This is a genomic window from Paraburkholderia sp. BR10937, from assembly GCF_040965695.1.
Classification (GTDB): Bacteria; Pseudomonadota; Gammaproteobacteria; order Burkholderiales; family Burkholderiaceae; genus Paraburkholderia.
The window spans coordinates 18925-31051 of the sequence record NZ_JBFRCL010000085.1; the positions used below are offsets into that span (position 1 = coordinate 18925).

At 67.8% G+C, this 12127-nt stretch carries 12 protein-coding genes; 6 read left to right on the forward strand and 6 right to left on the reverse strand.

Features of this window, described 5'->3' with window-relative positions; genetic code table 11:
* Positions 1-66: 66 nt before the first annotated feature.
* The 5 genes from ada to AB4Y44_RS39290 all read left to right on the forward strand — a co-directional run bounded on the left by ada (position 67) and on the right by AB4Y44_RS39290 (position 5625).
* Positions 67-1227, forward strand: a complete 1161-nt coding sequence (gene ada / locus AB4Y44_RS39270) for a bifunctional DNA-binding transcriptional regulator/O6-methylguanine-DNA methyltransferase Ada (RefSeq protein ID WP_368702511.1) — start codon at positions 67-69, stop codon at positions 1225-1227.
* A 5-nt stretch (positions 1228-1232) separates the two neighbouring features.
* Positions 1233-2246, forward strand: a complete 1014-nt coding sequence (locus tag AB4Y44_RS39275; RefSeq protein WP_368702522.1) for a DNA-3-methyladenine glycosylase — start codon at positions 1233-1235, stop codon at positions 2244-2246.
* A gap of 216 nt (positions 2247-2462) precedes the next feature.
* Positions 2463-4085: a glutamate--cysteine ligase gene (gene gshA, locus AB4Y44_RS39280; protein WP_368702512.1), complete on the forward strand. Its 1623-nt coding sequence runs from the start codon at positions 2463-2465 to the stop codon at positions 4083-4085.
* A gap of 221 nt (positions 4086-4306) precedes the next feature.
* Complete coding sequence (locus AB4Y44_RS39285) at positions 4307-4789, forward strand: hypothetical protein (protein ID WP_368702513.1); 483 nt, start codon at positions 4307-4309, stop codon at positions 4787-4789.
* A 122-nt stretch (positions 4790-4911) separates the two neighbouring features.
* Positions 4912-5625 carry an OmpA family protein gene (locus AB4Y44_RS39290; protein ID WP_342920273.1) on the forward strand — a complete coding sequence of 238 codons (714 nt, stop codon included), beginning with the start codon at positions 4912-4914 and terminating at the stop codon, positions 5623-5625.
* A gap of 64 nt (positions 5626-5689) precedes the next feature.
* Here AB4Y44_RS39290 and AB4Y44_RS39295 read toward each other — a convergent pair whose 3' ends face one another.
* The 3 genes from AB4Y44_RS39295 to AB4Y44_RS39305 all read right to left on the reverse strand — a co-directional run bounded on the left by AB4Y44_RS39295 (position 5690) and on the right by AB4Y44_RS39305 (position 8350).
* A complete protein-coding gene (locus tag AB4Y44_RS39295) occupies positions 5690-7246 on the reverse strand; it encodes a DHA2 family efflux MFS transporter permease subunit (protein WP_368702514.1) in 1557 nt (518 codons plus the stop codon).
* Positions 7247-7397: 151 nt separating this feature from the next.
* Complete coding sequence (locus AB4Y44_RS39300) at positions 7398-7922, reverse strand: MarR family winged helix-turn-helix transcriptional regulator (protein ID WP_368702515.1); 525 nt, start codon at positions 7920-7922, stop codon at positions 7398-7400.
* 59 nt (positions 7923-7981) lie between these two features.
* Complete coding sequence (locus AB4Y44_RS39305; protein ID WP_368702516.1) at positions 7982-8350, reverse strand: hypothetical protein; 369 nt, start codon at positions 8348-8350, stop codon at positions 7982-7984.
* Positions 8351-8633: 283 nt separating this feature from the next.
* On the opposite strand from AB4Y44_RS39305, the gene AB4Y44_RS39310 reads away from it, so the two are divergent.
* Positions 8634-10229 (forward strand): efflux transporter outer membrane subunit, encoded by a 1596-nt coding sequence (locus tag AB4Y44_RS39310; protein WP_368702517.1) that lies wholly within the window; start codon positions 8634-8636, stop codon positions 10227-10229.
* Positions 10230-10274: 45 nt separating this feature from the next.
* Here AB4Y44_RS39310 and AB4Y44_RS39315 read toward each other — a convergent pair whose 3' ends face one another.
* The 3 genes from AB4Y44_RS39315 to gspL all read right to left on the reverse strand — a co-directional run.
* Positions 10275-11054, reverse strand: a complete 780-nt coding sequence (locus AB4Y44_RS39315) for a type II secretion system protein N (RefSeq protein ID WP_368702518.1) — start codon at positions 11052-11054, stop codon at positions 10275-10277.
* Between the two features lie 55 nt (positions 11055-11109).
* Positions 11110-11649, reverse strand: coding sequence for a type II secretion system protein M (locus AB4Y44_RS39320; RefSeq protein ID WP_368695024.1), 540 nt, complete (start codon positions 11647-11649; stop codon positions 11110-11112).
* The coding region (gspL, locus tag AB4Y44_RS39325) for a type II secretion system protein GspL (RefSeq protein ID WP_368702519.1) at positions 11625-12127 on the reverse strand (503 nt) is incomplete at its 5' end. The genes gspL and AB4Y44_RS39320, both read right to left, overlap by 25 nt.

Consider the following 12127-nt stretch of genomic DNA (forward strand, 5'->3'; position numbering starts at 1 on the left):
AAGCCCATACCGACAGGCACTTCGAGGAGCCCTCAAATGAGCGCCGTTCCTGCAATGAAACCAGCGATGAAAGCCGCCCAACCCAGCCAGACGCCAGACAGCGAGTGGACGAGCGATGCCGACCGCTGGCAAGCCGTCACGTCGCGCAACGCCCGCGCTGACGGCGCGTTCTTCTACGCCGTGCGCACCACCGGCGTGTTCTGCCGCCCGTCGTGCGCGTCGCGGCTGCCGCGGCGCGAGAACATCGAATTCTTCGCCGAGGCCGACGACGCGCGCGCCGCCGGCTATCGCGAATGCAAGCGCTGCCGCCCGGGCGGCCTGCCGCGCGAGCTGGAAATCGTGCGGCGCGCGTGTGCGGCGCTGGACGCCGACCCGCAAGAGCGGCTCACGCTCGCGCAGCTGGGCGAAGCCGTGCACCTGAGTCCGTTTCACCTGCAGCGCCTCTTCAAGCGCGTGCTGGGCGTCTCGCCGCGCCAATACCAGGCGGCGCGCCGCGGGGCCGTGCTGCGCGACGCGCTCGGCGAGGGCGCCGACGTCACGCGCGCTAGTGCCGACGCGGGCTTCGGCTCGTCGTCGCGGCTCTATCACAGCGTGCCGGGCGAGCTGGGCATGGCGCCTTCCGCCTATCGCCGCAAGGGCGCGGGGCTGACGATCCACTACGCCGCCACGCCCACGCCGATCGGCTTCGTGCTCATCGCGGCAACGGAAAAGGGCATCTGCCGGATCGCGTTCGGTGACGATGCCGCGACGCTCACCGCCGCACTCACGGCCGATTTCGCCAACGCGCAGTGCATCGAGGACAAGGCCGCGATCGCGCCGTTCGCCGCGCAGATCGACGCGTATCTGCACGGCCGGCGCGAGCGTTTCGATCTGCCGCTCGACATTGCCGCGACGGCGTTCCAGCAGCGCGTCTGGGACGCGCTCCAGCGCATTCCCTACGGCGAGACGCGCAGCTACTCGCAGATCGCCGAAACGCTCGGCGCCCCGCGCGCGGTGCGGGCCGTGGCGAGTGCGTGCGCGTCGAATCCGGTGGCGCTGGCAATTCCGTGCCATCGCGTCGTGCAGAAGGGCGGCTCGCTCGCGGGTTATCGCTGGGGGCTCGAGCGCAAGGCTGCGCTGCTCGACGGCGAAGCACGCGCATCGCAAGGCGCGCAAAACGGCGCAAAAAACCCGAAAGGCACCCGTTCGACCTCGAACCGCGCCAACACGCCGGAGACCGCCACTTGAGCGCCATCGCCTCGCAATCTGCAGCACAAACCGAGGCGCCGACGCACAGCGCCACACTCGAACTGCCGTTTCGCGCGCCCTACGACTGGCCGCGCGTGCTGCGCTTCTTCAGCGGCCGCGCGACACCGGGCGTGGAGGCGGTGGAGGACGGCGCGTGGCTGCGCGCGATCGATTTCAACGGCGCGAGCGGCACGCTCGCCGTGCGCCGTCACGCGCGCAAGCATTGCCTCGTCGTGCAGATCGACGGACCCGTGAGCGCACACGCGGCGGCACTCGCCGCGCCGCTCTCGCGCATGTTCGACCTGCATGCCGATCCCGCCGCCGTCGCCGCGCATCTGTGCGGCGACCCGTGGCTCGCGCCGCTCGTCGCGGCCGTGCCGGGGCTGCGCGTGCCCGGCGCCTGGTCGGGCTTCGAGCTCGTGGTGCGCGCGATCGTCGGCCAGCAGGTCAGCGTGAAAGCGGCGACGACGATCATCGGGCGCCTTGTCGAACGCGTGGGCAAGCGCATCGACGACCATGCGCACGCGCGCACCGCGTGGCGCTTTCCGACGCCCGCCGCGCTCGCCGCCGCCGATCTTGCGGGCATCGGCATGCCGGGCAAGCGCGTCGCCGCGCTGCAGGGCTTCGCGCAGGCCGTGGCGAGCGGCGCGGTGATCATCGAACGCAACTACGCGCAGAACGATCCAGACAAGCCGCGCGGCAAGCGGCAAAGCAGACAAATCGACGCGATTGCAGCCGAACCCGCCGACCTCGACGCCATGCGCGCCGCGCTGCTCGCGTTGCCCGGCATCGGCCCCTGGACCGTCGAATACGTCGCGATGCGCGCATGGCGCGACGCGAACGCCTGGCCCGCGACCGATCTCGTGCTCATGCAGGCCATCACGGCGCGCGACCCCGCGCTCGTGCGCGCGACCCAACAGCGCACCCGCACTGATACGTGGAGCCCGTGGCGCGCGTACGCGGCCATGCATTTGTGGAACGAAATCGCCGATCGCGCGGGCGCGGCGCGCGGCGGCTAGCGCAACGTAAGGCAGCGCAGGAAAGGGGTGCCATCACCTCGAGAAGCGCGCGCCGACGGGCCAAAACGCCGCCCGAGGCAGGCCCAAGCAGGTCTTTCGGCGAGATGTTAAAGTGCCCGCTACCGAAAAGAATCCCGGCCGGCGAATGTCAGCAACACTGCGCACAGCTCAGCACAGCACAGCACTGCGCCGCCGGCCCGAGCCCGACTTGCCTCAATGTCAGACACGACCTCTACACGCACGAACGACGTTCTCGCACAGCGCCTTTCCGTGCTGGGCGACGGGCCACATCGCGGCGCGCTCACGCGCGGCCTGCGCGGCATCGAGAAGGAGAGCCTGCGCGTGACGCGCGACGGCCGTCTCGCCATGACGCCGCACGCGGCAGCGCTCGGTTCTGCGCTCACGCATCCGTCGCTGACCACCGACTACTCGGAAGCGCTGATCGAGATCATCACGCCCGCCGAACCCGATGCGTCGATCACGCTCGCGAAGCTCGACGAGCTGCATCGCTACGTCTATGCCGTACTCGCGCGTGACGGCGAGATGCTCTGGAACGAATCGATGCCGGGCCTCCTGCCCGATACCGACGACGGCATTCCCATCGCGCACTACGGCAGCTCGAACATCGGCCGCCTCAAGTACGTGTACCGCATGGGCCTCGCGCTGCGCTACGGCCGCACGATGCAGTGCATTGCCGGCATCCACTACAACTATTCGCTGAGCGAGGACGTGTGGCGCGTGCTGCATGCGCATCATCAGTCCACGGCCTCGCTCACCGACTATCAGTCGGAGCGCTACCTCGCGCTGATCCGCAATTTCCGCCGCACGAACTGGCTGCTCATGTACCTGTTCGGCGCCTCGCCCGCGCTCGACGCGCGCTTCCTGCGCGGCCGCGAGCACAAGCTCGAAACCTTCGACGCCGACACGCTCTATCTGCCGTACGCGACGAGCCTGCGCATGAGCGATCTCGGCTACTCGAACACGACGGGCCAGTCCGCCTTGCGCGCCGACTACGACACGCTGGCAGGCTATCTCGACGCGCTCGCGCAGGCCGTGAGCCAGCCGTATCCGCCCTACGAGGCGATCGGCACGCATCGCGACGGCGAGTGGGTGCAAATCAACACGAACGTGCTGCAGATCGAGAACGAGTTCTACTCAACGATCCGCCCCAAGCGCGTCACGCATCCCGGCGAGCGGCCGCTGCATGCGCTCGCCGCGCGCGGCGTGCAGTACGTCGAGGTGCGCTGCATGGACATCGACCCGTTCGAGTCGACCGGCATCTCGCTCGAAACCGCACGGTTCCTCGACGCCTACCTGCTCGCCTGCGCGCTCGACGACAGCCCGTTCCTGCCTGCCGACGCCTACGCCGAATCGAATCAAAACTTTGGCCTGGTGACGAAAGAAGGGCGCCGCCCGGGTCTCGCGCTCAAGCGCGACGGCAAGGACGTGCCGATGCACGAGTGGGCCGAAGCGCTGTTCGAGAAGATCGGCCAGGCAGCCGCCGTACTCGACGCGGCGCGCGGCAGCGACGAACACACGCGCTCGCTCGCGACACAGCGCGCAAAGCTGGCCGACCCGTCGCTCACGCCATCGGCGCGCGTGCTGCAAACCATGCGCGATAGCAAGCAGTCCTTCCTGCAATTTGCCCGTGCACAGAGCGAGCGCCACGCGGCGCAATTCCTCGCGCGTCCGCTCGACGCCGCGGCTACGGCCGAGTTCGAAACGCTCGCGCGCGATTCGCTCGCGGAGCAGGCGCAACTCGAGCGCGACGAAGTCGGCTCGTTCGACGCGTTCGTCGCCGCGTATCGCGCTTATACGCTCAATCGCTTCAGCGTCTGAGCCGCGCGCCGGTGCGCCGCTGCGGCGCGCACTCATCCCATCGAGGTTTGTCCCAGGCACCGCATTTGCTCGCAACACCAGCGTGCAGATGCGGTCCAACCAGGGTAGCCGCCGCGTTTCCGAGCCGCGCGGACGACGCGCGCGCCGGACGAACGAAGCTGAAAACACCAAAAATGCACGGGCCGCGCGCAATGCGGCTCACTCTGGGAGGAATCCACGCGATGAAACGAATTCTTGCGATCCTGCTGTGCGCGACGGCTGCGGCCTGCGCGTCGCGCGGGCAGGTCAATCCCGACGTCATGCAGATCGCGACTGCGCCGCTCACCTGTTCGAACAAGACGGAATGCGATCTCTGGTGGCAACGCGCCCAGGACTGGGTGCGCAGTCATTCGAAGTACGAAGTGCAGACCGTGACCGACACGCTGATCCAGACTTCTGGCCCGGGCGGCGGGCGGCGTCTGCTCGCCTATGAAATCACGAAGCAGGCCAACGCCGACGGCACGGCCACGATCGGCTTCGCCGCGCATTGCGACAGTTCGCTCGGCTGCAAGCCCAACCCGTGGTCGGCGGGCGCGGCGTTCAAGCAGTATGTGCGAACCGGCGTCGATGCGCCGATTCCCGGCGACACGACCACGGGCGCAGGCGGCGACACGGCCGGCGTGAGCGGCGCAGCCGTGGCGGAGCCGGCTTCGAGCGCGCATTGATCGGCACATGGCCGATTTTGGGCATTGTCTGATTGAGGGAGGGATTGAGGAGCCCGTATCTTGGGCTGGTTTCGGCCTGCGTGGTCTGGGCCGTTCATCCTCATCCACAACTCGAATCGACAATGAAACTGCGCCTTCTGTCTGCCAGTGTCGCGGCTGCCGTCATCGCCGCTGCCGCTGGCTGCACTACCGCCTCAGGCCCCACCCACAATCTCGACATCGTCACGCTCGCTAACGGCTCACAGGCGTATCGCGTGCAATGTTCCGGCCTGTTCGAAAGCTCAAAAACCTGTATGAAAAAGGTCAACGAGATCTGCGGCAGCAAGACGCCGCTGCGCGTCTCGTCGGTGGATCACGCCGTTGCCGGCTTCAAGCCGGAAGACGACCCGCGTGAAATTACGTTCATCTGCCAGCCGCCGCAGCAGCCGGTCCCGTCGCCGTCGCCGGCGCCGATCGGCGAGACGCCACCCCAGGTTCAGCCGCGCACGATCACGCTGAATGCCGACGCCAACTTCGCGTTCGACAAGGCTGATCTGCTGCCCGACGGCAAGCGCACGCTCGACCAGTTCGTCAGGGAAAGCGACGGTGTGAACATCGGTACGGTCGTGATCGACGGTCACACCGACTCGGTCGGCTCGAAGGCGTATAACGATCGCCTCTCGCTGCGCCGCGCCGAGGCCGTTCGCAACTATCTCCAGTCGCGTGGCCTCCACGCCGGCCAGTACGAAGTGCACGGTTACGACTTCTCGAGGCCCGTCGCGTCGAATGCCACAGCTGAAGGCCGCGCGAAAAACCGTCGCGTCGAGATCCAGACGAGCGGCATCACACAGCGCTAGCTACGCAGCGCAACGCGCACCCGGTCGCCCGCGGCTTCGCGCGGGCGGCCCTTTCGCGGGACCGTCAATGACCCATTGCCGGTCCCGCGCCTTTTTTCGGCTTCGTCACCCAAACCAGCAGGGCCAGCACGACAAACATCGCGCAGGAAATGCGGAAGAAGTCGTTGGTGGCCATCATGTAGCCTTGCGTCGTCACGACGTCGTTGAGCTTGGCGGTCAGGCTTTGACCCGCGAATCCGAGGTTCGCGAGCGCGTCCTTGTACGCGACGGTGTTCGGCGAGGACTGGGTCACCGATTCCGACAGCACGGCATGGTGATAGATGGCGGCGTCTTCCCAGAACGTCGTGCTCGCCGCCGTGCCGATCGCGCCCGAGAGAGTACGCAGAAAGTTCGAGAGGCCCGCGGCGCTCGCGAGCCGCTCGTCGGGAATGCTCGAGAGCGTGATGGTCGTCATCGGCACGAAGAAGCAGGCCACGCCGATACCCTGTACGAGACGCGGCAGGATCACGTGGTCGAACGGCACGTCGAGTGTGAACGTCGAGTTCCAGAGCGACACGAGTGCGAACACGATAAAGGCGAAGCTCGCGACCATGCGCAGATCGAGCCGATGCATGTTGCGTCCGATGAGCGGCGAGAGCACCAGCGCGAGCAGGCCCACCGGCGCGGTGGCCAGACCCGCGAGGCCTGCCGTATAGCCCATGACGGTCTGCAGCCAGAGCGGGAAGATCACCACCGAACCGAAGAAGGCCATGAAGCCGAACGAGATGATCATCGCGCCGAGCGCGAAGTTGCGGTCGCGAAAGAGCGAGAGATCGACCACGGGGTCTTTTTCGGTCGCCTCCCACGCGAGCATGAACGCAAGCGCGACCACCGCGATGATGGCGAGCGTGACGATGAACGTCGAGTTGAACCAGTCGCGATCCTTGCCGAGGTCGAGCATCATCTGCAGGCACGACACGCCGATCACGAGGAGCGCGAGGCCCACGGCGTCGATGCGCTGCTTCGTCGTTTTCGTCTCGCGGCCGCGCAGCAACAGGTACGCGCAGACGCCCGAGAAGATGCCGATCGGCACGTTGATATAGAAGATCCACGGCCACGTGTAGTTGTCGGTGATCCAGCCGCCCATCACCGGTCCGAAGATGGGCGCGACGATCACGGTCATCGCCCAGAGTCCGAGCGCGAGGCCGCGTTTGGCGGGCGGGTAGGAGCGCATGAGGATGGTCTGCGAGAGCGGGACCATCGGGCCGGACACGAGCCCTTGCACGAGACGGAACGCAATGAGCGTCTCGAAGTTCGTGGCGAAGCCGCAGGCGGCCGAGGCCAGCGTGAATAGCAGCACGGAGAGCGTGAAGAGGCGCACTTCGCCCACGCGGCGCGCAAGCCAGCCGGTGAGCGGCACCGCAATCGCCGAGGCGACCGAATATGACGAGATCACCCACGTGCCTTCACTGTTGGCGACACCCAGGTTGCCCGAGATGGTCGGCACCGCCACGTTGGCGATCGAGGTGTCGAGCACTTCCATGAAGGTCCCGAGCGCGAGCCCGACTGTGAGGAGCGCGAGCGTGCCGCCGGAAAACGGTGCGGGTTCGGCCTGCGCGGGCACCGCGGGAGAAGCTGCCATGTTCCGTGTCCTTGTTGGGTCGGCCGTGGCTGCCGCCTCCAGGGGGCAGCGCGCGGCAGCCTGCTATTTCGTGTCTGTGCATATTCTGCCCAGACAGTGATTGGATCAAAACTACGCCACGTGTTGCGCCGCGGCGCGTCGTGCCGCGTGGCTAGTCGCCGTCTTCCTGCGCCTGCGCTTCTGCGTCCTTGCCGGTGTCGATCATCGATCCGCACAGCGGTGTGGTCGAGCCGTCATTGGCGATGAAGCGCTGCAGCAAATGAACCAGCGTCGCGACTTCTTCGGGCGAGAAGCCGCGCAGCTGCTCGGACATCTCCGCGGCAATCAGGTCGGGCAATTGCTGCGCCGCCGCGCGTCCCTGATCCGTCAGTGCGAGTTCCACGACCCGTCGGTCCGCCTGGCTACGCTGCCGCTCGAGAAAACCCTTTTTCTCCAGCCGGTCGAGCATGCGCGTCATGGAGCCGGTGTCGTACGAGAGCGCGCGCGACATCTCGTTCGGCGTGCAGGCGCGCTCGAACCACAATAAAAGGATCACACCAATTTGCGACGATGTGAGTCTGAGCGGCGCGACCGCCCGGTCGATGCGTCCGGCCAGCACGTTGCGCGCCGTCGACAGGAAATAGCCGAGACTTGGCTCGACGCCCAGACCGGCCGGGACGAAAGGACCGTCGCTCATGGCAGTTCGCTTTGCAGCATCTCAAAAGACGGGCGGATTATAGCGGGTTATGTCGCTGCTCAGGCAGATAAATCAGGTAGCAGGTCGCGATCGCCTCTGTCGTTGCGATCGGCGTGTAAAAACAACAGTTGGTTGATGCGCTGCAAAGTATGTTGTGATTTGATTGCATAGTCAATATTATGACAGGCAACCAGTTTCATTCTTCCAGACTCACCTGTTTCCGCATCATGCTCTTCCTGATCAACGCGCTTGGCGGCCTTGGCCGCTCCGTCACCGACACCGCCCGCCTCGCTTTCGCGAAGGCCGGTGAGTCGTCGCGCTGGCGCAAGCTCGCGTTGTATGCGGCCATGTTCGCGCTGCCGGGCGGCTCGATCGCGGTAGTGGCCGTGGTGTGGGCGCAGCGTCGGCGCACGCACCCGCTGCCGCAAGCGCCGTCGTGCCGGCCACGCCAGCGGCCGCAACGGCAGCAACACCGGCAGTGGATGCCCCCGCGTGCGGTGGCGGCCAGCCCGCCTGCCGCGCACCGAAGCGCCGCCGTAACGACGCGTAACCTGCGCGCCTCACGCCGTAACACCCGCCAACCCTTCCAACGCGTAAGCTTTCGGATTCCGTGCAGTGACTAGCGCGTGCGCTACCATTGCCGCAACGCGACAACCCCGTGCGCGCCCGGCCGCCCGAGCGCGCGCCGGTTGCATCGACAGGAATCCTTGCATGCCTTGCCGTTTCGTCCGTTCCGGCGCGACCGCTGGACCCGCCGGGTCCGTGGCGCGCCGCGCGCCCAAGCCGCTTTCCATCCTGACGCTGTGCGCGGCCGCTGCGTTCACCTTCCAGTTGACCGGCTGCGCCGTCGGCCCCGACTATCACCGGCCCAGCGCCGCCGTGCCCGCTTCGTTCAAGGAAGCGCCCGAGGGCTGGAAGGTCGCGCAACCCGCCGATACCACCGACCGCGGCGCCTGGTGGCTGATCTACGACGACGCGCAGCTCAATGCGCTGATGGACCAGCTCAACACCAGCAACCAGACGGTCGCGCAATCGGCCGCCGCCTACCGTCAGGCGCGCGCCCTCGTGGGCGAGGCGCGGGCGGCGTACTTCCCCGTGATCAGCGGCTCGTTCGCCGGCACGCGCTCGTACACGCCCACGCGCGTGGCCAACTCGAGCGGCGGCTTGTCGAGCGGCAGCATCAACAACAACGTCAACCTGGGGCTCGACGCCACCTGGGAACCCGATCTCTGGGGCAAGGTGAGCCGCACGGTCAGCTCGCAGGAGGCGAGCCAGCAGGGCGCCGCCGCCGATCTCGCGAACGCGCGTCTGTCGGCCCAGGCCACGCTCGCGCAAACCTACTTCACGTTGCGCTCGCTCGACGCGCAGCAGAAGCTGCTGGACGACACGGTCGTCGCGTACCAGAAGTCGCTGCAGCTCACGCAGAATCAGTACGCCCAGGGCGTGGCGGGCCGCGCCGACGTGATCCAGGCACAAACCCAGCTGCAATCGGCCCAGGCTTCGGCGATCGACAACGGTGTGGCGCGCGCCCAGGACGAGCATGCGATCGCCGTGCTGGTTGGCCAGCCCGCCTCCACGTTCTCGATCCCGCCGTCGCCGCTCGCCGCCACGCCGCCCATGGTGCCCCTCGCCATGCCTTCGGCGCTGCTCGAACGCCGGCCCGACATCGCCTCGGCCGAGCGCAAGGCGGCGTCCGCCAACGAGCAGATCGGCGTCGCCATCGCGGCGTATTTCCCCACGCTCACGCTGTCCGCGAGCGGTGGTTTCGAAAGCTCGGTGATGTCGCAGCTGTTGCAGCTGCCCTCGCGCTTCTGGACGCTCGGGCCCTCGCTGGCCGGCACGATCTTCGATGCCGGGCTGCGCAAGGCCCAGACCGAGGCCGCGCGTGCCGCCTACGACCAGCAGGTGGCCACGTACCGGCAAACGGTGCTGGCCGCGTTCCAGGACGTGGAGGACAACCTCGCTTCGCAGCGCATCCTCGGGCAAGAGGTCGTCGTGCAGCAGCAGGCGGTGGAGTCGGCGCAGCATGCGCTCGCGATCGTGACGAACGAGTACAAGGCGGGCACGACCGACTTCCAGAACGTGCTCTCCGCGCAGGCCACGGCCTTTACCGCGCAGCAGAAGCTCGTGAGCATCGGCGGGCAGCGCATGGTGTCGTCGGTGGGCCTCGTGAAGGCGCTGGGCGGCGGCTGGGATGCCTCGCAGATGGACCGCGAGACCGGCAGCGTCGCCGCGCCGGCGGTGGCTTCGGCAGCTTCGGGCCCAGCGGCAGCGACGGCGGCTACGACGGCCGCCCAGCCGCAGTAAAGCGTATGCGCCCGCGCAGGCGGGCGCTCGCTCAGACCTCGAACCTCAGCGCATGAACGTCAGCGCGACGGTTCCCGGCCCGACCGGCCGGCCCAGCAGATTCAGCAGGCCCGCGAGGTTGTCGCGCTGATCCGGCGCGGCGCTCGCGGTGCCCTGAAACGATGCCGACGCACGCGAGAACGAGCCGCGCCCCGTGAGCATCAGCGGTCCTTTTTGCGTCGAAAGATCGAGCGTCGAGGTCGCCCCTTGCGCCTGCAGCACCACCTGATACGTGCCGAGCGGCTTCACGAGTGAAACGCGCGAACTCATGTCGGCGAGCGAGACGGTCAGTCGTCCGAACGCATCCGTGCCGAACACGCGCCACGGGCTCCACTCGAGCCGCACCTTGCCGTCCAGATCGAGCGTGTTGAAGGGCGCGCCGAGACCCGCGAGCAGCGACGCCGGCACGGCGATCGTGCCCGCGCTCAGGTTCGCGCCGCGCAACGACGCATCCACCGTGACCGCGTCGGGCATCGCTTCGGTCTGCAGCATCTCCATGCGCACGCGCGCGACGAACAGCGGCCAGAACGCCGTACGCCAGACGATGCGCCCCGGCAGCAGCGTCGCGCCGCGTGCGTCCTGGCCCGCGGCGAGCATCAGCGTGGCGGAGCCGTGCCAGAGCGAACCTTCCGGGTCGATCAGATTCACGTGCCCCTGGGTCGCGCGCGCGAACTGCGGCGCGATCCAGGCTGCCGGCAGGCGGGCGAGCAGCACGACGGCGCTCGACAGCACGCCCACGATCAGCCAAGGCAACGCGGCGCGCAGGCGCCGCATCCAGTAACTCATTGCGTATTTCTCCGGCGATTCTCATTGCGCGCTTTTCGATGCGCGCTTTTTCTTCTTAATGCGTATTCGCCGGTTGCAGCGAGGCCGTCAAATCGACCTGGCCATCGGCCTTCAGCGCGGTGATGTGCGCCTCGACCACCTGCACCTTGAACTGCTTGCGCACGTCGTCGAGCCACGCGGCCCACGCCGGAAACGACGCGTTCTTCATCTGCACCTGCACCGTCGTGCCGATCAGCTGAATCTGCGCGCCCGTGAGCGCGTGATCGGCGAGCGACGCGGTGAGCGCGTCCTTGAGCGCCTGGCCGCCCGGCGCCACGCTGGCCGCCGCGCCGGCCAGCGAACGCGCCTCGTCGGCCTCGGCCGTCATCTGCGCGAGTTCGCGCTGCATGCCGGGCAGGCTCTGACGCAGGCGCGCACGGCCGTCGGCGGCGGGCTGCCACAGCACCGACCAGCCGATCGCCAGCGCAAGCACCGCGCCACCCCACGTGAGCAGCGTCTTTTCGCGCGTCGAGCGCGCCTCCCAGAAGTTCGTCCAGGCCTCGGCCCACGCGCCGCTTATAGCCGTTGTCTTCACGATGCGCTCCTGATGGTCCATTTGCCCGTGCTGGCATCGACCGTGCCCGCAAGGCCGTTGCCCGCGAGGCGTTTCGCGAGATCGGCGTCGACGTTGACGCCTGGCTTGAAGGTCACGTCCAGACGCCGGTCGTGATAGTCGAGGGCCGCGATGCCGTTCGCGGGCACCGGACCGAGCGAGCGCGCGAAGCCGTCGGAGAGTGCGAGGAAGTCGTCGGGCGAGGGCTCGCCCGCGGCCAGGCGCAACTGCTGCAACTGGCGAGCCATCTGGCCGGCGGGATCGAGCACCACGGTCGTCTTCGGGAACGCGTTGAGGAGCAGCTCGGTCATCTGGGCGCTGATCGCGTCGCGCTGGCGCGCCATCATGAGCCACTGGATATTCGCGCCGACGACCGCCACCACGAGCGAGGCCGCCACGAGCACGATCGGCACCCGCAGACGGCGCAGCGTCGCGCGGTCGAGCCGCCACGGCTGCGAGGCGAACTCGAACTGGCAGAGGT